The organism is Flavobacterium sp. CSZ (assembly GCF_015350725.1).
Lineage (GTDB): Bacteria > Bacteroidota > Bacteroidia > Flavobacteriales > Flavobacteriaceae > Flavobacterium.
Genome location: NZ_JADKPQ010000008.1, coordinates 189,590 through 213,656, shown reverse-complemented (window position 1 = coordinate 213,656; position 24,067 = coordinate 189,590). Strand labels below are relative to the sequence as shown.

Here is a 24,067-nt window from a genome sequence, read left to right as displayed (position 1 = left end):
TAATTTTTTATTATGAGAACTTTAAAACTTACAGCTTTACTTATCCTTAACTTCGTTGCATTTTCGAAAATCAATGCCCAAACCTCTCAAAATGACAGTATAAAGCTCGATTATACCAAAATTTATTCTCTGGCATTAGACGGCAATCCTAAATTGGCTTTGCCATTACTAGAAATCGATCCAGCCAAAAAAATATCGCAAAAGGATTTAAAATTCAAAACCAATTTTGAAAACCGATTTAAATTTGAAGAAGACAAAAGTGATTTTTTAGAAACCCGAAAATCTAAAATAGATCAATTACTAAAAATTTACAGGGATTACTGGCGATTCACTTTCCTGAATAAAGAAAAGAAAAATGACACCCTGATCATGAAAAAAGTGTCTGATTTTCTTAAAACAAAATTTCCTCCGGCACAAAATTTAATCGTAAATGAAGACAGCATAAATCTCTATCAAAAAAAATACATTTCCAGTTTAGGCTATCACACGACAGGATTTGGAAAAACCGGAGGCCTTTATGATTTATTGGTTTGGAAAACAGAAAAAGACACCATCTATAACCTTAATTATGATGGAAAGGAAACGCATGTAAAAGTTTATTTTATGGATGATTTTATAACTTTAGGCTGGAGCGAATATGCCACTTTAGGACGTTATTATCCTGCCGGATGGGCTACGAAAGAAGCTTTGTTTTGTGTAAAAAAATCCTATGATTTAAAATCAGAAAACTTTAGAGTGAGTTATATTGGGCATGAAGGAAGACATTTTGCCGATTATAAATTATTTCCCAATTTAAAAGGAGTGGGTTCTGCCGATTTAGAATACAGAGGAAAACTGACTGAGTTATCCCTTTACTCTGCAGAAGGACTCTACAAAAGAATACAATTTTTTATTAATAATGGTAACTACGATAGCGAAAATGGTCATTCGATCGCAGCCTTTTGTGTTATAAGAGATTTATAAAGAGTATTATTTCATAACGAATATGAAAAAGATTTAGAAAAATGGAAAGCAATTCCATCAAAAAAGATAAATGAAGCTGCTGCTAAAATTCTCGAAGAAAACACAAAATCATTACAGAAAATTCCGAATGTAGAAAAATTTATCAAACAATAATTTTAGCCAAAGAATACATCAAATCCTTACACAATTTCACATTAACACTTAACAATCAATAAATTAACCAACAAATACAATATTAGAAACTAAAATAATTATAAAGAAAAAGTTTAAATTTGGTTACCCAAATTATAAATTCATTCTTAATAATTATGAAAAAAAATCTACTTAAAAAATTTAAAGAAAGGCAATTTTCGCATGTATTCTACACATTTTTTCTCTTGCTTTCATGGCAGGGAAATTGCCAGTACATCACACAAAATATTGCTCCTACCGCTGTAATTAAAGAAGGTTTAGCACTGGAACAAGCTCCTGACGGACGAATATTTATAGCCGAAAGAGCCGGTATTGTAAAAGTGTTTCAAAACAATGCTGTTTCAACTGTTTTTACTGTAAATACTATTACAGATAAAGAACAAGGATTACTCGGTTTAACTCTACATCCTGATTTTGCTACAAACGGTTATATGTATGTATTTTATGCCATTGTTGATGGCGCAATAATCCGACATAGAATAGAAAAAGTACAAATCAGTACTGCCAATCAGGTTGTGAGCAGACAGGAAATCTTACTATTAGAACCCGTTGGTGACGGATTTCATAATGGTGGTGACTTAAAATTCTTTAACGGATATTTGTATGTAACCGTTGGAGACAGTCAGTTAAATACCAATGCTCAGAATCTTGATACGTACAAAGGAAAAATCCTGCGTCTTACCGAAGATGGATTGCCTGCGCCCGGAAATCCTTTCTACGGAAGTGGTTCTGTACAAAAACAAAGCATCTGGGTTTACGGTTTTAGAAATCCATGGAGGATTGTTGCCAATAAAACAGCCAATAAATTATTTGTTTTGGATGTTGGAACTTCATGGGAAGAAATCAATGAAATCAGTAATCCGGCTATTCGCAATTACGCCTGGGGACATCCGCAAGGTGGCGACGGAAAACAAACCGAGATTAATTTGTTTACCAACCCCATATTTACATACGCCACCGGAAGTATCGGAAATGCTTTGACCAATGGTCTTCTCTACAACCCTACTACACCGCGTTATCCTAATCTTGATGGCAAATTTATCATCAAGGATTATGTTCGAAATGAAATTCGTTCTTTCGATCCCAATATTGCTGATCCAGTTTCAACTGAATTTTATTTCGCACCACAAAAACAAGCTCTCGGAATGATGTTAGGCAATGATGGCTATATTTATTATTGCGCTTACGAAAACAACGGAGCTTTAATCAAACTTGATTATATCGCCACGGCAGCTCCCACTATTGTAAATCATCCTTTATCTCAAACAATCATGCAAACCACGCCTGTTACTTTTACAGTTTCGGCAAGCGGTGTGGGACTTGGTTATCAATGGCAATTTAATAATGTAGATATTCCCGGAGCAACTGCAGCAAGTTACACGATTCCTGCTGTTATACCGGCAAATGCAGGTGCTTATAGAGTAATAGTTACCAATACTGCCGGAAGCGCAACCAGTAATCCGGCAACATTAACGGTAACGCCTTTTAACAATACCCCAACCGTTACAATCGTTTCTCCGTTGCCCACTTTAAAATGGAATGCTGAGGATGTCGTTCATTTTGAAGCAACAGCAACAGATATCGAAGACGGAACGTTACCTGCAAGTGCGTATTCCTGGAATATTGATCTTTTTCATGAAGACGTTCCCGGAGCCGGACATTCACATCCTGGCGGAAGTCCGCAAGGCGTAAAATCCGGAGATTTTACAGCCTCTAATCAAGGAGAAAAAACACCAAACGTTTGGTACAGATTTACTGTAAAAGTAACCGATAGCAATGGATTAACAGGGACTGCTTTTGTAGATATCAAACCTAATCTGGTGGATGTAACCGTGACTAGTTCTCCGGCTTTATTAGCTTTAGAATTCAATCAAAAACCAGTTACAGCGCCTGCAACGAAACAAGTTGTGGCAAATGCTGCTGTACAAACCTTAAATGCCCCTACTCCACAATATGTTGGAAACATCAGATACGATTTTGATCACTGGAATCATGGCGGAGCTGCCAACCAAACCTTTAAAGCTCCTGCAACCGGAACAATAACTTATACTGCCGTTTATAGTGCCACTACACTACCTAATGCGCCATATTTGGGAGTGATTGCCCAGATTCCCGGATTCATTGAAGCCGAAAATTACGATATTGGCCCGGGTGCTTATTTTGATAGTAATGGCGGCGGAGATACGGCTTACAGACCTGGCGATGGCGTAGGAACTGAAGCTTGCAATGAAGGCGGATTTAATCTTGCTTATGTAGCCAAAAATGAATGGCTTAAATACACTGCAAAAGTAAACACTACCGGAAATTATAATATCAATTTAAGGATCGCATCGCCTTATGCAAACCGAAAAGTACATCTTGAAGTCGACGGCGTTAATGTAACCGGAACGATAAATATACCCAATACGACAGGTTTTCAAAATTGGCAAACCGTTACAATCCAAAATATTGCTTTAACACAAGGCACAAGGGTTATTACTTTATTTTTTGAAGAAGGCGACATCAACTTTAATAAAATGGAATTTGTACTAACCGGAAGCACAACAGCCCCAATTGCTGATTATGAGGTAAGTCCGCAAACGGGATGTTTAAATACTCCTGTTCTTTTTACCTCTGTTTCTATAGGCACGGTTGATAATTATCTTTGGAATTTTGGCGAAGGTGCGCAACCGGCAACGGCAACAGGAGTTGGTCCGCATACCGTAATTTATGGTACCGAAGGAATAAAGGCAGTTTCATTAACCGTTAGCAATACCATTGGAAGTAATACAAAAAACAACTCCCCTTTTACGGTACGTAACTGTAATCTGAGTGTTGAAAACCCGAATCAAGAATTAGGTAAAATTACTGTTTATCCAAATCCGTCGACCGGTTTATTTTATTTATCGAAAGAACTGGAATGGAGTGTTTATTCGCCTCTAGGCATCAAAATAAAACAAGGATCAGGAAATGTAATCTCAATTTCTGAACATCCAACCGGAATTTATTTTGTAAAAACAAATGCTGCTACTAAGGCTATTTCGATTAGTAAACAGTAAGATTAAATCAATCCTTAAACCCCTTCGTTGGGTATAATTTATTTTAACACATAGAAACATAGCTTTTGCTTACTTAAAAAGAGGCATTTCACTTATTTAAAATACACAAAGCTATGTGAAAGAAATGTATTTCTTTTTTGTCTTATCTATCGGGCATAAAATCTATGTTTCTATGTGTTTAATATTTTTTCGCGCAGATTTAGCAGATCGAGCAGATTTTATTTTATAATCTATTTGGTTTTAATGTGTGGATTTCTACAAATCCTTCCCGTTTATTATTCCAAAAGTCAATATTTTGTAGTAAATTACAGCTTCTTAAAGTTCAGTTTCATTTTAAATAAACAAAAATGATAGACTCCAAAATACCGGAAGGCCCATTAGCCGAAAAATGGAATAATTATAAGTCGAAAGCGAAACTCGTAAATCCGGCCAACAGAAAAAAACTCAATATCATAGTGGTAGGAACCGGTCTTGCAGGTGCTTCCTGTGCAGCATCGCTGGCCGAACAAGGCTATAACATTCAGTCCTTTTGTTTTCAGGATTCGGCCAGAAGAGCCCATTCTGTTGCGGCACAAGGCGGTGTAAATGCTGCCAAAAACTACAAAAATGATGGAGACAGTACTTATCGAATGTTCTACGACACGATAAAAGGCGGCGATTTCAGGTCCCGCGAAGCGAATGTCTACCGTCTGGCGGAATGTTCAGCAGCGTTAATAGATCATGCTGTGGCGCAAGGAGTTCCGTTTGCCAGGGAATATGCAGGATATCTTAATAACAGATCTTTTGGAGGTGTTCAGGTTTCCAGAACGTTTTATGCCCGCGGACAAACGGGGCAACAACTTTTACTGGGAGCTTACCAAGGTTTATTACGTCAGGTTTCTTTAGGAAAAGTCGCTCTGCATACGCGTCATGAAATGCTGGAACTGGTTGTAATTGATGGAAAAGCAAAAGGAATTATTGCCCGAAATCTTGAAACGGGAGCACTCGAACGCCACGTTGCAGATGCGGTAGTTTTAGCCTCGGGAGGTTATGGAAAAGTCTATTATCTCTCGACTTTGGCAATGGGCTGCAATAGTTCGGCTATTTGGAGAGCACATAAAAAAGGCGCTTATATGGCTGGCGTGAGCTGGATTCAGTTTCACCCTACTTCGCTTCCGCAACACGGCGCCAATCAATCTAAACTTACGTTGATGTCGGAATCGCTTCGTAACGACGGGCGAATCTGGGTGCCTAAAAAAGCTGCCGATGACAGAAATCCAAATACAATTCCGGAAGACGAACGCGATTATTATCTAGAACGTAAATATCCTTCTTTTGGAAATCTAGCTCCAAGAGATATTTCGTCAAGAGCGGCAAAAGAACAAATTGATGCCGGACATGGCGTTGGTCCTATGAAAAATGCCATTTATCTTGACTTTTCGGCTGCGATTAAAGCGCAGGGAAAAGATACGATCGAAGCCAAATACAGCAATCTTTTTTCTATGTACGAGAAAATTACCGGAATCAACGCTTACAAAGAACCTATGTTAATTTCACCCTCAGCACATTTCACGATGGGCGGTCTTTGGGTCGATTATGAATTAATGACTACTATTCCGGGTTTATTTGCTTTGGGAGAAGCCAATTTTGCCGATCATGGCGCGAACAGACTGGGGGCAAATTCCTTGCTTCAGGCTTGTGTCGATGGTTATTTTATTGCTCCTTATACGATTCCGAATTATTTGGCCGGTGAATTAAACGCTCCAAAACCGGATATTACTCATCCTGCTTTTGATGAAGCCGAAAAATCAGTCAGAGCACAATTAGATAAATTTTTAAACAGCAACGGAACGTTATCTACAGATTACTTCCATAAAAAAATTGGAAGATTATTATACGAGAAATGCGGACTTTCCAGAAGTAAAGAAAAACTCGAAGAAGCCTTAAATGAAATCCAATTACTAAAGGTATCTTTTGAAAAAGACCTTCTAATTACCGGAGACGATACTTTAAACAGCGAACTAGAAAAAGCCGGACGCATTGCAGATTATATAGAATTGGCCGAATTAATGTGCCATGACGCGCTGCAAAGAGAAGAATCCTGCGGGGCACACTTTCGTGAAGAATACCAAACTGCCGATGGTGAGGCGGTTCGAAACGACGCCAATTTCTGTTATGTTTCGGCCTGGGAATGGAAAGGAAAAGATCAGCGGCCGGAATTACACAAAGAACCCTTGGTATTCGAATCGGTTGAACTGGCAGTTAGAAGTTACAAATAATTATTAATTGTTAATTATAAATTATTAATTAACAATCCATAAATTTCAATTTCACAAACTACAAACAATTCATAATTAACAATTTATAATTAATAATTAGCTATGAAACTATATCTTAAAATATGGCGACAACTTAACGCTTCCGCGAAAGGAGAAATGGTAAATTATATAATTGACGGGGTTTCTGAACATATGTCTTTTCTGGAAATGCTCGATCTTTTGAACGAATCCCTACTTCAGAAAAAGGAACGTGTGATAGAATTTGATCACGATTGCCGCGAAGGAATCTGTGGGCAATGCGGCGTTGTCATTAATGGAAGAGCGCACGGACCTTTAAAAAATACCACAACCTGCCAGCTTCATATGCGAAGTTTTAAAGACGGAGATACCATTTATATCGAACCTTTTCGTGCCAAAGCATTTCCGGTTTTAAGAGATTTAAAAATCGACCGTTCTGCTTTTGATTCCATAATTGAAGCGGGAGGTTTTATTGGAGCTTCTACAGGTCAGGCTCCTGAAGCCAATAGTATCCCAATATCCTACGAAACTGCCGAAGCTTCTTTTGATGCCGCTGCTTGTATTGGCTGTGGCGCTTGCGTAGCAACTTGTAAAAATGCAAGTGCAGCCTTGTTTGTTGGTGCCAAAATAACACATCTCGCTTTGCTTCCGCAAGGAAAAATCGAGGCTTCGAAAAGGGTTTTAACCATGGTGGACCAAATGGATTCAGCAGGTTTTGGAAACTGCTCGAATACCGGAGCCTGCGAAATCGAATGCCCGCAAGGGATTTCGATTCTTTCGATTGCCAAAATGAATGCGGAATATAGTAAAGCTTTGATTTTTAGGAAGTGATTAATATGAATAAAAAAAATCTCTCGCAGAGTCGCAGAGTCGCAAAGTTTTTTCTTTTTAAGTTTTTTAAACCTGGCGTCTCTGCTCCGATAGCTATCGGGATTGCGAAATTAAATTCTAAAAACTACTCTTTTTTATAAAACTTCTCCTGCCCGTCCTGATAAATTCTTTTAAATCCTGTTACAACATTATTTTCTGAGACAATTTTTATGCGAAAATCATCTACTCCGTCAAGCAAAAATAAATCCTGTTCCAGTGGAGTCAATAGCAAAGTAGCTATATTATTCCATTTGTAATATAAGTTATCATTTTCGTATTTCAGTTCAACTTTCCCAAATTTGCCCTGGTACGACTTTAAAATTGAAGCTTCAACATTAGCCTTTTTTTGTCTGTTTTTAGCGATAGAAACATACCAATCCAGACTATTTCCTAAATCTTTATTTTTTGCCGAAAGCTTTTGCAAAGCCAGTATGTGAGAGGTATTTACTGCTTCTTCGCTTTTGCACAGAACATCGGGCATCACGCCTTTTCCTTCAAAATCCGTATTTGTAATAGGATCTTTAACTTCACCAAAAGGAATATTTACAGAAAAACCATTTGGTAATACTTTTCGATCGATCGGGTGTGCACCTCCAGCCGTTTTTTCGCCCACAATTGTAACACGTTTTAAATTTTGAAGCGAATAACTCATCCATTCAGCAGCAGAAAAAGTAGTGTTACTTGTTAGGATATAAATGTCAACATCCTCCATACGTTTTCCCGGTACAGATGGTAATAACCACATTTCTCTTTCTACTTTTTTTCTGTTTTTCTCGTTATAATAATATTTATAAAGAGGTAATTCTTTACCTGAATAAAAATAACTGCTTAAAAACTGTCCCATTTCCATAGCTCCGCCATTATTTTGGCGTAAATCGATAATTAGCGCATCAGTACTGCTTAAAAATTGCATGGTCGCTGCTGCAGTTTCACTTCCTATTGCAGGATCTTCAAAATAATCAAACTTTAAGTAGCCTATATTTCCTTCTAAAATTCGTGCTTGTTGAAAACCGAAATTTTTCTTTTTTGCTTCAGCAAATTCCTCCGCTTTAATTTTTTTCTGTACCTCTTTATCTCCTTTTTTTAGCTGATCTTCTGTCCATTCCGGATCATATCGTACTGCAAAGTGTAAATCTTTACTAGCCTCTATAAGATCTGAGCTTAGTTTACTGGCAAAATCATTTGGTTTTACAATTTCTTTGTAAAGTCCTTTTTTATAATTCTCATTCAGTTTCTTTTTAATATCTCCAACAGCATTTGGTCGTATATAGAACTCGTCAAGTTCTTTGGTCAGCGAATCAATAATTTGTTTTTTACTTAATTCAGTAAGCTTAATCTCTTCTTTTGCAACTGACTGATTTTGGGCATAGGAACCCATTGAAAATGTTAGCAACAATAAGGCAAATAGGTGTTTCATTTTTTATGAAGTTTTACAGTTTAAAATTATTTTGTTTAAGATTTTATCTAATAATTGGATTTCGTCAGGAGATAATTCGTCAAGAGCGGTTTTCCGATTGAGTTTAAAAACAGGTGTCAGCAAGACAATTGTTTTGCGCCCTTTTTCAGTGATTTCCAGCTTGGTTTTTCTTTTATCCAATTCATCTGTTTCTCTGGTCAGATAATCTTTTTTAACCATCAATTCAATGATTCTTGTAACCGATGCATTATCCTTAAAAATTAATCTGGCTATTTCTATCTGAGAAATTTTGGCATTATCGTTGAGGATAATTAATACCAAACACTGATCGACTGTAATATCACTTACAACCTTTTGAATGTTTTTTTGACAAACTTTCCTGTATTCTTTAATAGCTTGTTCTATGGTGTAGAGAACCGTTCCGGTTGGCGTTTTTTGTTTCATATAAAATTTGTTAACCTGAAATGTGTTTGATATATCAAATATAATTATTTATTTGATATATCAAGTATTTTTAAATTAATTATTATTGATATCGAATTAGCGCATACAATAAACCCGACAGTTTTTTAGACCTGTCGGGTTTGAATATTGAAGTTTTTTTTTCTATTGTTGAGGGAATTTCGAGCAATCCCGATGCTTATCGGGAGCAAAGTTGCAAAGGATTTTATTTAAGGCCACAGATTAGAAAGATTAAAAGGATGTTTTCACGCAGTCCCAATAGCTATCGGGAGCAGATTATAGCAGATTTAATTTTAAATTATTATAAAAATCTCTTCGCATATCTGCTTAAATCTTTTAAAATCTGCGTGAAACAAAAAAAACTTTGTGTCTTAACACCTTTGCGGCAAAAGCAATTAATACTAAAATCTAAACAACAAAATAAGGCGACAAAATATCTTCAAAATTGTATAATCCTTTTTGTTTGTGTTCTAAATTTTCGGCAACAAAGACTACTCCGTTTCCAAAAGCTTCTCTCGAAATCGATTCATGAATCAATCGAACCGTTTGATACGGAAAACCAAAGATTACCTCATGTTTCCCAACGATTCCTCCTGCCCTGACCGAATTGATGTTTTCTTTGTCAATATCTAAAGCTTCTGCAATTTTTACGGCCGTTCCGGATGTTCCTTCTTTCTTTTTAAAATGTTCTTCATTGACTTCGATATCCACCCAGGGCGCAATTTTCTTCAGAAATTTAGCCGCAAAAAGTAAATAATTTACGCCAAGTGTAATATTCGGCGACCAAAACACGGTGGTTTTATGCGCTAGCTTTTTTAATAATTGTAATTCTTTGTCTTTATAATGTGAAATGGCTGAGATAATTTTAATGTTTCTGCTTGCGGCAAGTTCTCCATAAGTATAAATTCCTTCATTAGACGAAAAATCAATAATTACATCAACCGGATGTTTGTCTAACAACTCTTCCATAGTCGTTTTTGAACTGGAATAGATTAATCCAGGCTCGTCTGACTGAATTCCAAAAAACTCCGGAACTGATCTGTGTTCTAAAACAGTACTTTGTCTTAAAACCCATTCCAGGCAAAATTTCTTGTTTTCAAGTAGTATTGATGCTACTGATTTTCCAGTTTTTCCAAATCCGATTAATCCTATTTTCATATTTTATTTTTTTATTGGGCAGAACGCCCGTTAACAGAAATTGACATTTTTTGAAACTAATGTCAAATCAAAACTTCAATTATTATCTAAGTCGATAATTATAGTGTATTAGTAAAAATAGAAATATTATAACAAGATTTCTAACCATTTCCCGGATTTGTAACAATAAATAGCTTTGTTAACAGGAATAATATTGTCAAAACATTTTATATAATTAGAAGTTTAGTATGATTCGATTTTTCTTAACCGCAAAGGTCGCAAAGGTTTTTCGCAAAGATCGCAAGGTTTTATTTTGCCAAAGATTAAAGGATTAAAATGATTTTAAAATCAAAATAAAAAGCTCTAAAAAAAACTCTGCGCCTCTGCGCGAGATTTTTTTTTTGAACTTTCTTTATATACGCCGACAATTTCGCTTATTTATACCATAATCTTGTCATTTCGACGAAGGAGAAATCCTCGCAAGAAACACGACAATCTTTGTCCAATAACTTGTGTGATTTCTCCCTTCGATCGAAATGACAAAAAAGCCTTATTTACATGTGATTGCAAGCTTATCTTTTTTTTTAATTCTAAAACAAACATTTCTCTCAAACCAGTAAAAATTCCCGATAAATACTACAGCTTTTTATCCGCTTAATATATAGAAAAAAAGAAACGTAAAAAAAACTTTCAGAATACTTAACTCTATTTATTTTCAGTAGTTTTACGACCTGATTGCCCCAAATAAAATCAGTACATAATGGCTTACAATAATAAAGAATTGGTTCGTTTTCTTGACGCGCAAAATAAATTATACCTGTCTGCGCTTTCAGAAATAAAAAAAGGAAAGAAGGAGTCTCCGTGGATGTGGTTTATTTTTCCGCAGATAAAGGGTCTCGGGTCTTGCGATACTTCAAAATTCTACGAAATTAAAAATGCTGATGAAGCAATCGCTTTTTTAGAACATCCAATTTTGGGAAAACATCTTATCGAAATTACTGCCGAATTAATCAAAACAGACGAAAAAACAGCTGAAGATATTTTTGGAAATCCTGATAATGAAAAATTACAATCGTGTATGACTTTATTTGCAAGTGTTCAAAATTCTGAACCGATATTTGAAGAAGTACTGGACAAGTATTTTGACGGATCTTCTGATTTTCATACACTTCAATTGTTGTATAGTAATTTTTAAGAACTTGTATTATAAAATTTCCGATTCATAATTTTAAATTATTACTCAATTCCAGTACTTTTTTAATTAAGATATCTATCTTTGCAACCGAGTTGCGTTAGTTAATAACTCCTGTACTCGCTATAAACAAAGGATTTCCAAAGTAAGAATGAAAAAGAAAATTGTATTAATTAATCTTTTTATGGCTGCAACCGTATTGTTCGCAATGCTGTTTCAAACTGTCCATTCTTATGAGCATATTTACAAGCAACTAACAGAGAAACCTTGTGATCATCACTATGTTGAAGGGCAAAAGCAAATCACGCACAGCCATGCTGTTGACAGCAATTGCCATGTTTGCCACTTTGCTTTTAGTACTTTTATTCCAAACGCATTTCAAACTTTATCTTTTCATAAGGTAAATACCGAAACTTCTTATGTATTCTTTTATACAAAAGTTGCTTCAACCTTCTTTAAAGGCAGCCTTTTTGCCCTTAGAGCGCCTCCTGCCCTAGTTTAGTTTACTACATTTTTAATTTCGAAAAATTAAAACACCTCTTACCTATTCTTTAATTGGTAAAAGGAGAATTGATTGCATTTTCATTTGACACACTCTATTCAAACAAAAATCGTATTGAATAAGAGGTAAAAATGTTATCTCATTTTCAAATACTAATTAATTTCTTTCTACAAAAAACCGTAGTAAACCATGCCTATCCTCGCAATTTAAACTGTGACTGTCACTACGACTGTGACCGCGATCAAAACAAAATTAAATCATTCCAAATACATAAAAATTATGCTTATAGCTGAAAACCTGACTAAGAAATATGGCAATCATACTGCTTTGAATAAACTGAACCTTACTATTAAAGAAGGTGAAATCTTTGCGCTATTAGGTCAAAATGGTGCCGGAAAAACAACTACAATCAATCTTTTTCTGGGTTTTATTGAACCAACAGAAGGAGAACTGAAAATCAACGATATATCGGTTATAGAAAATGCTCAGGAAACCAAAAAATATGTTGCATACATTCCCGAAACGGTAATGCTTTACCCCAATCTTACGGGTTTAGAAAACCTGAAATTCTTCTCGTCTCTTGCCGGATTTAAATATTGTACCGGCGAATTGACTTATTTCCTGACCAAAGCAGGTTTGCAAGTCACTGCACACGATCAAAATCTTGGTGGTTATTCTAAAGGAATGCGTCAAAAAGTAGGTATTGCGATTGCAATTGCCAAAAGAGCAAAAGTTTTGCTGCTAGATGAACCTACGAGTGGATTAGATCCGAAGGCTTCAAACGAATTTTCTCAAATCCTTAAAGAACTTTCTGCAGACGGAACAGCAATATTGATGGCTACCCATGATATTTTCAGAGCCCGCGAAGTTGCTACTCATATTGGGATTATGAAACAAGGAAACCTGGTTACCGTGATCGAAGCTGATAAAATCTCGGCAAATGAACTGGAAGATCTTTATTTACAAACGGTATAAAAGGAAGTATAATTTCCATCATAATAAAAATGAAACACATATATCCCTTTTTATTGTTAATTATTGGCACACAATACTCACAATCTCAAAATGTTATTAAAAAAGTAACAGACAGTATTGTATCTGATTCCATAAAAATGGCAGGCAATGAATTGCAAACCGTTGAAATCGTGGGGCGTTCATCAAAAAAGTACAATAGTGATTATTCTTTTGCTGCCACAAAAACTGCAGCATTAAACAAGGATATTCCGCAATCTATATCGACAATTACCAAAGAATTAATTGCAGATAAGGGTGCTTTTTATCTTGCCGATGCCGTAAAAATGGCAAGTGGCGTGATTCCGGCGAGTTATTACAATCAATATACAATTCGCGGTATTAGCCAAAATGAGGAAGGACAGATCATCAACGGAATGCGAACTCGTCAATATTACTTTTTACAGCCTTTAACCACTAATATCGAACGTGTTGAAGTGATTAAAGGTCCGTCGAGCGCCACATTCTCTTCTGTAGATCCGGGCGGAAGCATCAATCTGGTAACCAAAAAACCTTTGTCTGTTGATCGAAAAGAAGTAAGTCTGAGTGTGGGGAGTTTTAGTACTTTTCGCGGAAGCTTAGATTTTACAGGACCTCTAAACAAATCGAAAACTCTTTTGTATCGTGTAAACGGAGCGTATCAGGAAGCCAAATCATTTCGTGATTTAGTGAGTAATAAGTCGTTTTTGATTTCTCCGTCTTTCAGTTATATCCCAAATGAAAAAACGGCCATTAATACCGACTTGATATTGAGCAACATGACCGGAATTCTCGATCGCGGACAGCCCATTTTTGGTGCTGTTGCAGGAGTTACCAGTTTAAATAAAACACCAATTAGTTTGAATCTGGGCGCACCAAGTGATTTTTTCAAGTCGAAAGAAATGATTTTTACGACGAGTTTTGCTCATAAATTCAGTTCTAAAATTGGTTTTAATGCCCAATATATGAAACAATCCTGGACAGAGGATCTTCAGGAACACAGAACCACAAACGGCTTTGCGGTTGATATGAACAATCAGCCCGTAACCAGTCTGGCTATGATGCAATTTGTACAACGCCAGCAATATTGGGACATCGACAATTTGAGTGCGTATTTTAATTTCGATTTAAAAACCGGAAAAATCAAGCATAAGCTATTGGCCGGATACGATTTAAGTTCCTGGAATAAAACCAAAGGCGGCGGACAAAATGCAGCAAGAGGTTATTTGCTAAAAGACGGAACTGTTGCGAATACTTTTGTTGCGGCAAACGCAGCCAACTATCAAACCACGACGATTGACGGTGTGATTTTACCAAAACCCAATGTCAATTACTTCAATCTGAATAATCCAACGTATACTATCACAAGCGCAGATTATTATACACTGAATGTGAGAACGGCATTGCCATCTGCATTAACGACCACAAATGCAATTTATATTCAGGATCAGATTCAGTGGGAGAAATTCACTTTTTTACTGGGTTTGCGAAACGAATGGTTTGAAGACATTACCAATTATGAATCAAACAACGAATTGACGGTTAAAAAATCGGCGTTGTTGCCTCGTGTAGGCGTGACTTATGCGGTCAACAATGAAATTAATGTTTACACTACTTATCTTGAAGGTTATCAGCCGCAATCGAATACAGTTACTTTAATGCCGCAAACCGGCTCCTTACCGGCCGGAAGTTTATTTGATCCGCTTGAAAGCAATTTGAAAGAAGTGGGTGTAAAAGCGACTTTCTTCAATAATTCGATGAGTTTTAACGCAGCCGTTTACGAGATCAATCAGCGTAATATTTTGATGAATGCCAATGATCCGGCCAATCCTGATTTATTAGTCACCAGAGGTGCCGAAAGAAGCCGTGGTTTCGAGTTTGATCTGGCAGGATATATCACAGCCGACTGGCAAATAAACGCTTCGTACAGTTATATCGATGCCAAAATTACAAATGATCGTGACGCTTCGCTAATTGGTGCGCGAAAGCAGAATACGCCAAAAAACAGCGCCAATTTATGGACACGTTATAATTTCAATTCCGATTCGGCTTTAAAAGATTTGGCCATTGGTTTCGGGATGCAATACCAGAGCAGCAAAGTGCCGTGGTTTACAAGAACTTTTACACTTCCTGATTTTACCGTTTTTGATGCCGCTGTTTATTACAAACCCAACAAAAGCAATATGCAAATCGCCCTTAATGCAGGTAACGTATTCAATAAAACATATTGGTTAGGCGCTCAGAATTATCTGAGATTATTTCCCGGAGCTCCCAGAAATTTTAGCCTGACTGTAACTTATAAATTTTAATTGGTATGAAATCACTACACACAGAAATTTTAATCGCCAAACATTTAAAGAACTCCGTTTTTAAGAATACGGCAGTTTTTATTATCACCCTTTTTATTGGGATTATTTTACTTTATGCGGCATTTTCAGGTTGGGAAAATTATACCAATCAAAACGAAACCAGCGAAAAATACCAGCACGAATCCAGAGAAGACTGGCTAAAAAATCCGGATAAAAACCCACACCGAATGGCACATTACGGAAATTTTGCCTTTAGAAAAAGTACGCCATTAAGTGTTTTTGAATTTGGTATGGAACAATTTTTTGGGAATGCCATTTTTCTGGAAGCACACAAACAAAATACCGTTAATTTCTCTGAAGCAGGATTTTCTAATAGTATGCTTCGATTTGGAGAAATCAGTATTGCTATGGTTTTACAAATTTTATTGCCTTTATTGATCTTTTTCTTAGGTTTTAATGCAGTCGCAGCAGAAAGAGAAGACGGAACTTTAAAACTGCTTTTAAGTCAGGGAATCAGTTGGAAACAATTATTAAGAGGTAAAATACTGGGAGTCGCCAGCGTTATTATGCTGCTTTTTATCCCAACCATTATTGTTTTGGTTTTTATCTGGTTGTTGCTGCAAAATTTTAGCATTTCTGCCGATGAAACGATCAAAATGCTATTGTTTATCGGGTTTCATTTTATTTATCTGATTTTCTTTTGCGTTATCGCGGTTTTGGTTTCTGCATCCAGCAAAACATCTAAAAAAGCATTGATTTCGCTAATTGGGATTTGGTTGGTTTTTACGATTATCCTGCCACGAACCACTCAGGCAATTGGCGCTTATATTTACGAAGCCTCGTCTAAAATCCAGTTTCAGAGTGATATCGAAAAAGATATTCTTAAACAGGGAGACAGCCATAACCCGAATGATTTGCATTATAAAGCCATTAAAGATTCCCTTTTAAGCGTTTACAAAGTCGATTCAGTACAAAAACTGCCTTTTAATTATTCCGGATTTATTATGACCGAAGGCGAGAAAATAAGTTCCAGGATTTACAATCAGCATTTAGAAAAATTACTTCAGGTGTACCAAAAGCAAAATAGCTTTTCTAAAATGGTTTCTTTCTTAAATCCATATATCGCGATGAAAAACTTATCGATGGGATTATCGAATACAGATTATGATTCGTACATCGATTTTCAGAAACAAGCCGAAGATTATCGCTACAACATGGCGCAAAAAATGAATGGTTTACAGGTAAAATATATTAGTAATAAAAAGCCCGGCCCCAACGACAAACCTTTGACTATTAATAAAGAACACTGGGCAGATGTAGCCGAATTTCATTATGAACCAAAGGGAATTTGGGACGTTTTAAAATCCGAAATTATTTCTGTTATATCTATAATTCTCTGGATAATATTGCTTTTTGTTTTCATTCGAATTGCAGCTAAAAACCTTAAAGCCATCTAATATGTTAGCATTACTTTTTAAAAATTTCATACGCTCTAAAGGAACCAAAATTGGACTGATTTTCCTTTTAGTAATTTGTTTTATAAGCCTTTTAATTGGTCAGCAATTTCAGCAAAAGCAACAGAATAATATTCAAGAAGCGGCACTTTATCAAAAAGAACATATTGCCAGAAATGCCGCTTTTCATAAAGATGAAATGGGGCTTCTGCTCTACTACATCAAATTTTCATTGGTGAATGCAACTTTGCCAGTTAATAGTTTGGCAATTGGCCAGAGAGATGTAAACCCGTCGATACAAAGTGTTACGATTCGTGGTTTGGAAGGACAGAAATACGACTCAGAGCTTAATAATCCTAATAATCTTTTGTCCGGAAATATCGATTTTAGTTTTGTATTGATTTATCTTTTTCCGCTTTTAATTGTTGTGTTTTCTTATAATCTGGTTTCAGAGGAAAAAGAAAGCGGTACCTGGAAAATTGTGGCTACACAAAGTCAGAATACTTTTTTATACATCCTGAAGTTATTCTATATTAGAATTTTAAGTTTAATTGCGCTTTTAACAATGGTACTTTTTATAGCAATTCTATTTTTGAATATTCCACTTAATCAAGCACTTTTCACCTTTTACGGTCTCGGAATTTTGTACATTCTTTTTTGGTTTGCCATAAGCTTTTTTATAGTTTCATTACAGAAAAATTCAAACTTTAATGCAGTTATTTTATTGACGATCTGGTTGTTTTTGATTATTATTTTACCAGCTACAATCAATACTTATATTGTCAATAAATTTCCAATTCCTGAAGCTCTGGAATTAACCGTAAAACAACGAAATGCCTATCATGAAAAATGGGATATGGATAAAAAAATAACGATGGATAAATTCTATAATCATTATCCGCAATTTAAAACTTATCCTTTGCCGGATAAAGAATTCAGCTGGCTTTGGTATTATGCCATGCAACAGGCGGGAGATGATGATTCGGCAAAGCAATCCCAGGAACTGGAGTATAAATTACAGCAACGCAATAAAGCGAGTCAGCTTATCGCGCAATTTATCCCTACGATGCATACGCAGATACAGCTGAACGAAATTGCCCAATCTGACTTAGGAAATCAGCTTTTATTTTTGAAAGAAACTAAGCAGTTTCACGAAAAAATGCGTTTGTATTTCTATCCAAAAATCTTTGACAATGCCGATGTGAGCAAAGAAAACTGGTCTAAATTTAAAGTGGAAACCTTTCATGATTCATCTAAAGTAAGTTTTGCAAAAGCATTTTTGCCTTTACTGTTTTTCAATTTACTATTGATGGGTTTTGGGTGGCGAAATTTTAACCGCAGGGTATTTTAACCGCAAAGCACGCAAAGGTTTACGCAAAGTTCGCAAAGGCTATATGCAAAGCTTTGCGAACTTTGCTTTTTTATAAAACCCTGCATAACAAAAAAACTTTGCGTGCTTTGCGGTTAAAAAAAAACTTACTTACTTTATAAACTGAATAATAAACCCACCTTTTGGAGCTAAATTATAATGCCATTTTGAAGTTATAGGATGAGTTTCTACTTTAAATTCCATTAAAGAATCTTTTCCTTCGGAGATAATTCTGAATTTTGAGAAGCCTTTGCCGTATTTTTTGAGATCTATAGAAATTGGCTCTGCTGCATTTGTACCATTTATCCCTACGATATAAGAAAGGTTGTCTTTTTGGCGAGCCAAAACTATCGATTTCCCGGGATCTGCAATAATATATTCTGTTCTATCCCAGGTTGCCGGCATTTCTTTCAATAAATTTTTAAGCGCATCAGGAAGTGAATTAAAAACCTCTTCCGAATCGGCAAAATGGATAATTCCTGATGTATAAATCATCGCCATAGCCAACTCATGTGTTGCCGTATTTAAACGTGTGTATTTTCTAAAAGTCAATGCAAAGGGCGTATAATCAGCAGGTCCGGCTACATTTCTTGTAAAAGGTAATACTGTATTTTGTTCTGCTGCTTTTTCAGGGAATCTTGGTTCATAAAAATAACTTTCGGTTCCTAAAATAGCTTCTGCCGTTACAAAATTCGGCCATGTTCTATGCCAGCCTCTTGGTATTGTTGTACCATGTAAATTAACTAACAAATGTTCTTTGGCAGCATCTTCAAAAACACCTTGCAGTGCAGCCATAACCTCTTGGCGATCTGAGCACCAAAAATCTATTTTAACGCCTCTTACGCCCATTTGAGCCAATTCTTTGAACCTGTTTTTTCTTTTTCCCGAATCAAAATACTCCGCCGAATATCCCCAAACTAATGGTTGAACTCCTTTTGATAATGCATAATCAATAATCTTTCCTTCTTTATTCGCTTTTTCCCATCCGGCATCAAAAAGCGTATATCTAAACCCAAATGAAGCCGAAACATCCGTGAATTTATTATACATTTCTGGCGTAAAATCTTCAGGATGTGACCACCATGACCATGCCGCTTTTCCGGGAATGATCCAGGAAGTATCTTCAATTTTTGAGGCCGGAGCTAAATCTGTAATCATAGTCGACAATAATATATCTCCTGCTTTATCGCCAATCATGATGACTCTCCAGGGCATTGTCCATGGCAAACTTGACTCAGGATAAACCTCTTTATCTGCTAAAGGCAACGTAAATTTTTCGTCTTTTTTAGCAAATCCTATGCTGTAAATTCCGCCCTTAGAATCAGGTAATAAATGACATCCGGGGAATGTACCGTCTGCTCCTGATTCTGCAATCAGCACCCAGTTTTTAGTATCATTTACATTAAAAAGTGCCGGCATACACCAACCCACAGATTCATTTCGCGCACCACTTATTGGATCTCCGGATTTTACATTTACATAAAAATCCTCATAACCTGGCGTATAATCTCCTGCTTTATTATAAGGTTGAAGCCAGCCTTTTGCATTTTGTTCGATATGAAATCCTGTAATTTCATTGGTAACAACTCTCTTTTGATTTTCCTTTTCAGTGAATTTATATCTAAAAGCAACGCCTTCTGAGCCTGCAATTAAATCTATTGTCATAAAAGCACCTTGTTTGTTTTTGAATGTTACGCTTTTGCTTTTAAAGACATGATCTGCGACTTTATTATTAGCCACTTTAAGTTCATATTTTTCACGCTTTTCTTCAACAGGCGAAACTTTTTCAACCGACAAACCAGCTGTAAAATCATTATTTTCCAAACTCAAACCAAGTGGAGAATCCAGAATTATCGTTTTATCCTTGCGCGTAACGGTATAAGACAACTTTCCATCTTGACTTAAAGACAAAGTAATCTTATTTAGATTGTCCTTAGACTTCAGGTCAAGTGCAGTATTTTGGGCTTTACCACTTGTCAGCACAAAAAATACTGCGGGTATTAGCAAATTTAAAGATCGATGAAGAATCATTTTTTTCATTATATAGTTTTTAGAGATTAGTTTTTAAATTTTATTGTTTCGTAAAGTTTTTTAGTCACGAATTCACGAATTATTTTCTTCACGCAGATTTAAAAAGATTTAAGCTGATAAGTACATATCTATTTAATAAAAATCTAAAATTAAATTTGCTCTAATCTGTCACCCGAGCGATAGCGAACAGACGAAGTAAATCTGCGTGAAAAAAATCATTTTAATCCTCATCATCGGTGGCATATTTTAGATTCATGACATCAAAACTATAGGTAATCGTTTCATTATAAAATTCTCCGGATCCGAATATAGTATTCGAAAAATGCTCGTGATTTGGACTATCCGGATAATATTGGCATTCTAAACATACTCCGTCAAAAGGTTTGTACAACTTAGAATGTTCTCCCATTATTTTACTGTTTAAATAGTCTCCTGTATACAATTGCACGCCGGGATACGAAGTCTGTACACGCATTTTTCTTCCTGATTCTTCTTCTGATAATTCGCAAACAAAATCAGGTTGTGTTTTATCTTTATCAAAAATGTAAAAAACATTCAGTCCCTTGTTTTGCATGACTTCACCTAGCTTTTTATTTGAAAATGAAAGTTTATCTGCAGCAACAATTTCTCCTGTAGGAATATAATCAGGCGTACTTTCTAATATAGAATTTGAGCGAATGGTAAGATGATGGTTCTGTATTTTATCCCTGCAGCCTGATAAATTGAAATACGAATGATTGGTGAAATTTAGTAGAGTTTTTTCATCAGAAATAGCCAGATATTTGATTTTTAATTCATTTCTGTTGGTCCAATTATAAATAACTTCGGTTTTTAAATTTCCGGGGAAACCTCCTTCTCCATCTTTGCTGTCAAGCGTAAAAATTACGTCATCATCTATTACAAGAAAATCAAATACTTTGCTGTTGAATCCTGCTGAACCGCTGTGATTATTGTTTTTGCCATCATTTTTATCCAGATGATAAATTTTATTTCCAATAGAAAATTCGGCATTATTGATTCGGTTAGAGAAACGTCCGATGGTTGCACCTATATAACAGTTATCATTTATGTATCCTTTTAAAGTTGGAAATCCCAAAACCACATTTTCCTTCTTTCCGTTTTTGTCCGGTACTACTATGGACTTTACTATGGCTCCATAGTTAAGTAGTTCAACGTAGTTTCCGTGAACATTGGTTAGTTTGAATTTAAAGATTTCTCTGCCATCGCATACGCCAAAAGGTTCGCATACAATCTTATTAATAGGATTCATATTGTTTTAAAAAAGGGATTGAAAACATCATTGTTATTCTAATGTTTCAAATGTAATCCTGATTATTTTTATCAAAATGGACATTTTTTCTAAAAACATGGATTAAATTACGATATTTGAAAAATAGTCTCATCCAAATGAAGAATTCATCACAAAAGGAAAAAATAAAAGTTAGAGAAGGTTTTTTAGGACAACGCATGATCGTGATCCCTAAAAACATCCTTTCGAGCATCAAAAAGAATGCGCTTATTGCCAGTTTGTATTTTACGGATATTGGCGTTTTCCCTAATGCAAGCCACCACTCGATGAAACGAAAACACGGAAGCAAACAATACATCCTGATTTATTGTTATAAAGGCGAAGGTATTATCAGTAAAGAAAATAAAACCATAACGCTAAAAGCGAATACCTTTTATATAATACCTCCTGAAGTGGCGCATGACTATTATGCTTTGAAACAAAATCCGTGGAGTATTTACTGGATTCACTTTACCGGGCCTCAAGCACCGCATTTCTATGAGAAATTCATCACCGAATTTCCAGACACAGCGCCGCAATTATCACTGGAAGAAAGACGTATCGAACTTTTCGAAAATATACTGGATGTTATGGAAGACGGTTACAGTGCCAGTAATCTTGAATATGCCAATCTCTCGTTATGGCAACTATTGAATGCTTTTTTATATGAGCGATTTTTCATCAAAAAAAACAAGATATTTTCAGAGGATAATACTATTGAGTCCTCCATTGACTATATGAAAAAACATTTGGATTTATCCTTAAAAATCAATGATGTAGCGGCTTATTTCAACTACTCGTCATCGCACTTTTTTACCTTGTTTAAGAAGCAAACCGGCTACTCTCCTATACATTATTTCAACTATTTAAAAATGCAGAAAGCCTGTCAGTACCTCAGCTTTACCACTATGAGTATAAAGGAAATAAGCTTTGCTTTAGGGTTCAATGATCCGTTGTATTTCTCTCGTTTATTCAAAAAAATAATGAGTACTTCACCCATACAATACCGTACTGAATACAAGCAGTAACGCAATTGTTTTCGTATTTTAGCCCAAAGCATCAAAAAATCGTATTATAGTCCATCTATTCAAAAAAAATATCCATAAATCAAAGGTTCCTATTCCGCTAATTTTACAAAAGCTATTAAAACCTTTTTATGAAAAATTATAATTATACCTTTTTACTATCAATTAGCCTTGTTGCAGCATTGGGTGGTCTACTCTTTGGTTACGACTGGGTTGTAATAGGTGGTGCAAAACCATTTTACGAAATTTATTTTGGCATTTCAGATTCTCCGGCTTTACAAGGCTGGGCCATGAGTAGTGCCCTTGTAGGCTGTGTTGCGGGAGCAGCAGTTGCCGGAAAACTGGCAGATACCTACGGAAGACGCCCAATGTTGATTGTTGCCGCAGTATTATTCTCTATATCGGCAATTGGTACCGGAGCTTCAGAAACCTTTACCATATTTATTATCTGGCGTATTATTGGCGGTATCGGGATTGGGATCGCCTCTACAATTTCGCCCTTATATATTGCCGAAATCGCTCCGCAGGAAACACGAGGCCTTTTTGTATCGATCAACCAACTTACTGTAGTAATAGGTATTCTTGCCGCACAAATTACCAATATGTTGATTACCGAGGTTATTCCTGCAGGTTATACGCATGCCGAAATTTTGGCTTCCTGGAACGGACAAACCGGCTGGAGATGGATGTTTTGGGCAGGATTTTTCCCGGCCGTTTTATTCTTTATTCTAATGTTTTTAATTCCTGAAAGCCCCAGATATCTGGCTAAAAAAGGAAATTACGATTCGGCAGAAAATACACTTACAAAAATTGGAGGTTTGGCCTACGCCAAAGAAGCTTCTGTAAAAATAAAAGAAACTTTTACGCATGAAACCGAGAAAACCGATTTCAGAATGTTGCTGGACAAAAAAGCTTTACCAATACTTGTTATAGGGATTGTATTAGCTGCTTTTCAGCAATGGTGCGGTATTAATATCATTTTCAACTATGCTCAGGAAATCTTTGTTTCAGCGGGTTATAGTATCAATGATTTGTTCATGAATATTGTCATTACCGGAAGCATCAACCTTATTTTTACTCTTGTTGCGATGGGAACTGTAGACAAAATTGGTCGTAAAAAACTAATGCTTTTTGGTTCCGGTGCACTTGCTGTAATCTATGCTTTATTGGGTTATTTTTATTATACCAATGTAACCGGTTTCCCTTTATTATTACTAGTATTGTTAGCCATCGCTATTTATGCAATGTCCCTCGCTCCTATTACCTGGGTAATTTTATCTGAAATTTTCCCTAACCGAATCAGAGGTGTTGCGATGTCTGTAGCCACATTTGCACTCTGGATCGCCTCTGCGCTTTTAGTACAAACCTTCCCTATTTTCAATGAATATCTGGGTACATCAGGCACTTTCTGGTTGTACGGGATTATCTGTGCCTTAGGATTCGTGTTTGTATTTAGAAAACTTCCTGAAACCAAAAACAAAAGTCTTGAAGAGATTGAAGAACTGATGGTTTCTGATAAAAATTCAAAGAATATTCAATAATTTAAATTTCA

At 35.9% G+C, this 24,067-nt stretch carries 17 protein-coding genes; 12 read left to right on the top strand and 5 right to left on the bottom strand.

All coding sequences use genetic code 11. The annotated features are described in order from the left end of the window. The first annotated feature begins 12 nt into the window (after nucleotides 1–12). From IRZ78_RS11505 to IRZ78_RS11490, 4 genes are all read left to right on the top strand, one after another. Nucleotides 13–963: a hypothetical protein gene (locus IRZ78_RS11505; protein WP_194616683.1), complete on the top strand. Its 951-nt coding sequence runs from the start codon at nucleotides 13–15 to the stop codon at nucleotides 961–963. Between the two features lie 308 nt (nucleotides 964–1,271). Continuing rightward, nucleotides 1,272–4,193 carry a PQQ-dependent sugar dehydrogenase gene (locus tag IRZ78_RS11500; RefSeq protein WP_194616682.1) on the top strand — a complete coding sequence of 974 codons (2,922 nt, stop codon included), beginning with the start codon at nucleotides 1,272–1,274 and terminating at the stop codon, nucleotides 4,191–4,193. 347 nt (nucleotides 4,194–4,540) lie between these two features. Next, entirely contained in the window at nucleotides 4,541–6,451 is a 1,911-nt protein-coding gene (locus tag IRZ78_RS11495) for a fumarate reductase/succinate dehydrogenase flavoprotein subunit (protein WP_194616681.1), read from the top strand. A 102-nt stretch (nucleotides 6,452–6,553) separates the two neighbouring features. After that, nucleotides 6,554–7,300: a succinate dehydrogenase/fumarate reductase iron-sulfur subunit gene (locus tag IRZ78_RS11490; RefSeq protein WP_194616680.1), complete on the top strand. Its 747-nt coding sequence runs from the start codon at nucleotides 6,554–6,556 to the stop codon at nucleotides 7,298–7,300. A gap of 124 nt (nucleotides 7,301–7,424) precedes the next feature. Here the strand turns inward: IRZ78_RS11490 and IRZ78_RS11485 are convergent, their stop codons facing one another. The 3 genes from IRZ78_RS11485 to IRZ78_RS11475 all read right to left on the bottom strand — a co-directional run bounded on the left by IRZ78_RS11485 (nucleotide 7,425) and on the right by IRZ78_RS11475 (nucleotide 10,376). Further along, nucleotides 7,425–8,756, bottom strand: coding sequence for a S41 family peptidase (locus IRZ78_RS11485; RefSeq protein ID WP_194616679.1), 1,332 nt, complete (start codon nucleotides 8,754–8,756; stop codon nucleotides 7,425–7,427). A gap of 3 nt (nucleotides 8,757–8,759) precedes the next feature. Continuing rightward, nucleotides 8,760–9,200 (bottom strand): MarR family transcriptional regulator, encoded by a 441-nt coding sequence (locus IRZ78_RS11480; RefSeq protein ID WP_194616678.1) that lies wholly within the window; start codon nucleotides 9,198–9,200, stop codon nucleotides 8,760–8,762. A gap of 426 nt (nucleotides 9,201–9,626) precedes the next feature. Further along, a complete protein-coding gene (locus IRZ78_RS11475) occupies nucleotides 9,627–10,376 on the bottom strand; it encodes a dihydrodipicolinate reductase C-terminal domain-containing protein (protein ID WP_194616677.1) in 750 nt (249 codons plus the stop codon). Between the two features lie 739 nt (nucleotides 10,377–11,115). On the opposite strand from IRZ78_RS11475, the gene IRZ78_RS11470 reads away from it, so the two are divergent. From IRZ78_RS11470 to IRZ78_RS11445, 6 genes are all read left to right on the top strand, one after another. Next, nucleotides 11,116–11,550, top strand: coding sequence for a DUF1810 domain-containing protein (locus IRZ78_RS11470; RefSeq protein WP_065449721.1), 435 nt, complete (start codon nucleotides 11,116–11,118; stop codon nucleotides 11,548–11,550). Nucleotides 11,551–11,731: 181 nt separating this feature from the next. Then, nucleotides 11,732–12,049, top strand: coding sequence for a hypothetical protein (locus tag IRZ78_RS11465; protein ID WP_228520440.1), 318 nt, complete (start codon nucleotides 11,732–11,734; stop codon nucleotides 12,047–12,049). A 279-nt stretch (nucleotides 12,050–12,328) separates the two neighbouring features. Continuing rightward, nucleotides 12,329–13,024 carry an ATP-binding cassette domain-containing protein gene (locus tag IRZ78_RS11460; RefSeq protein ID WP_194616675.1) on the top strand — a complete coding sequence of 232 codons (696 nt, stop codon included), beginning with the start codon at nucleotides 12,329–12,331 and terminating at the stop codon, nucleotides 13,022–13,024. A 29-nt stretch (nucleotides 13,025–13,053) separates the two neighbouring features. Beyond that, entirely contained in the window at nucleotides 13,054–15,348 is a 2,295-nt protein-coding gene (locus tag IRZ78_RS11455) for a TonB-dependent siderophore receptor (RefSeq protein ID WP_194616674.1), read from the top strand. 5 nt (nucleotides 15,349–15,353) lie between these two features. Further along, the gene (locus IRZ78_RS11450; RefSeq protein ID WP_194616673.1) at nucleotides 15,354–16,805 is read left to right on the top strand and encodes a DUF3526 domain-containing protein; all 1,452 of its coding nucleotides are present in this window, start codon (nucleotides 15,354–15,356) and stop codon (nucleotides 16,803–16,805) included. A gap of 1 nt (nucleotide 16,806) precedes the next feature. Next, nucleotides 16,807–18,153: a DUF3526 domain-containing protein gene (locus IRZ78_RS11445; protein ID WP_194616672.1), complete on the top strand. Its 1,347-nt coding sequence runs from the start codon at nucleotides 16,807–16,809 to the stop codon at nucleotides 18,151–18,153. A 129-nt stretch (nucleotides 18,154–18,282) separates the two neighbouring features. Here IRZ78_RS11445 and IRZ78_RS11440 read toward each other — a convergent pair whose 3' ends face one another. Both IRZ78_RS11440 and IRZ78_RS11435 read right to left on the bottom strand, forming a co-directional pair. Beyond that, nucleotides 18,283–20,211 carry a glycoside hydrolase family 97 protein gene (locus IRZ78_RS11440; RefSeq protein ID WP_194616671.1) on the bottom strand — a complete coding sequence of 643 codons (1,929 nt, stop codon included), beginning with the start codon at nucleotides 20,209–20,211 and terminating at the stop codon, nucleotides 18,283–18,285. A gap of 211 nt (nucleotides 20,212–20,422) precedes the next feature. Beyond that, nucleotides 20,423–21,472: an aldose epimerase family protein gene (locus IRZ78_RS11435; RefSeq protein WP_194616670.1), complete on the bottom strand. Its 1,050-nt coding sequence runs from the start codon at nucleotides 21,470–21,472 to the stop codon at nucleotides 20,423–20,425. 137 nt (nucleotides 21,473–21,609) lie between these two features. Between IRZ78_RS11435 and IRZ78_RS11430 the strand changes: the two genes are divergently transcribed. Together IRZ78_RS11430 and IRZ78_RS11425 are read left to right on the top strand one after the other, a co-directional pair. After that, nucleotides 21,610–22,518 carry an AraC family transcriptional regulator gene (locus tag IRZ78_RS11430; RefSeq protein WP_194616669.1) on the top strand — a complete coding sequence of 303 codons (909 nt, stop codon included), beginning with the start codon at nucleotides 21,610–21,612 and terminating at the stop codon, nucleotides 22,516–22,518. A 128-nt stretch (nucleotides 22,519–22,646) separates the two neighbouring features. Next, nucleotides 22,647–24,056 carry a sugar porter family MFS transporter gene (locus IRZ78_RS11425; RefSeq protein ID WP_194616668.1) on the top strand — a complete coding sequence of 470 codons (1,410 nt, stop codon included), beginning with the start codon at nucleotides 22,647–22,649 and terminating at the stop codon, nucleotides 24,054–24,056. Nucleotides 24,057–24,067 lie beyond the last annotated feature (11 nt).

Excerpts from the sequence above, each read along its gene's own strand:
- IRZ78_RS11505 (WP_194616683.1), top strand. The coding sequence starts at position 13 with ATGAGAACTTTAAAACTTACAGCTTTACTTATCCTTAACTTCGTTGCA.
- IRZ78_RS11500 (WP_194616682.1), top strand. The coding sequence starts at position 1,272 with ATGAAAAAAAATCTACTTAAAAAATTTAAAGAAAGGCAATTTTCGCAT.
- IRZ78_RS11495 (WP_194616681.1), top strand. The coding sequence starts at position 4,541 with ATGATAGACTCCAAAATACCGGAAGGCCCATTAGCCGAAAAATGGAAT.
- IRZ78_RS11490 (WP_194616680.1), top strand. The coding sequence starts at position 6,554 with ATGAAACTATATCTTAAAATATGGCGACAACTTAACGCTTCCGCGAAA.
- IRZ78_RS11485 (WP_194616679.1), bottom strand. The coding sequence starts at position 8,756 with ATGAAACACCTATTTGCCTTATTGTTGCTAACATTTTCAATGGGTTCC.
- IRZ78_RS11480 (WP_194616678.1), bottom strand. The coding sequence starts at position 9,200 with ATGAAACAAAAAACGCCAACCGGAACGGTTCTCTACACCATAGAACAA.
- IRZ78_RS11475 (WP_194616677.1), bottom strand. The coding sequence starts at position 10,376 with ATGAAAATAGGATTAATCGGATTTGGAAAAACTGGAAAATCAGTAGCA.
- IRZ78_RS11470 (WP_065449721.1), top strand. The coding sequence starts at position 11,116 with ATGGCTTACAATAATAAAGAATTGGTTCGTTTTCTTGACGCGCAAAAT.
- IRZ78_RS11465 (WP_228520440.1), top strand. The coding sequence starts at position 11,732 with ATGGCTGCAACCGTATTGTTCGCAATGCTGTTTCAAACTGTCCATTCT.
- IRZ78_RS11460 (WP_194616675.1), top strand. The coding sequence starts at position 12,329 with ATGCTTATAGCTGAAAACCTGACTAAGAAATATGGCAATCATACTGCT.
- IRZ78_RS11455 (WP_194616674.1), top strand. The coding sequence starts at position 13,054 with ATGAAACACATATATCCCTTTTTATTGTTAATTATTGGCACACAATAC.
- IRZ78_RS11450 (WP_194616673.1), top strand. The coding sequence starts at position 15,354 with ATGAAATCACTACACACAGAAATTTTAATCGCCAAACATTTAAAGAAC.
- IRZ78_RS11445 (WP_194616672.1), top strand. The coding sequence starts at position 16,807 with ATGTTAGCATTACTTTTTAAAAATTTCATACGCTCTAAAGGAACCAAA.
- IRZ78_RS11440 (WP_194616671.1), bottom strand. The coding sequence starts at position 20,211 with ATGAAAAAAATGATTCTTCATCGATCTTTAAATTTGCTAATACCCGCA.
- IRZ78_RS11435 (WP_194616670.1), bottom strand. The coding sequence starts at position 21,472 with ATGAATCCTATTAATAAGATTGTATGCGAACCTTTTGGCGTATGCGAT.
- IRZ78_RS11430 (WP_194616669.1), top strand. The coding sequence starts at position 21,610 with ATGAAGAATTCATCACAAAAGGAAAAAATAAAAGTTAGAGAAGGTTTT.
- IRZ78_RS11425 (WP_194616668.1), top strand. The coding sequence starts at position 22,647 with ATGAAAAATTATAATTATACCTTTTTACTATCAATTAGCCTTGTTGCA.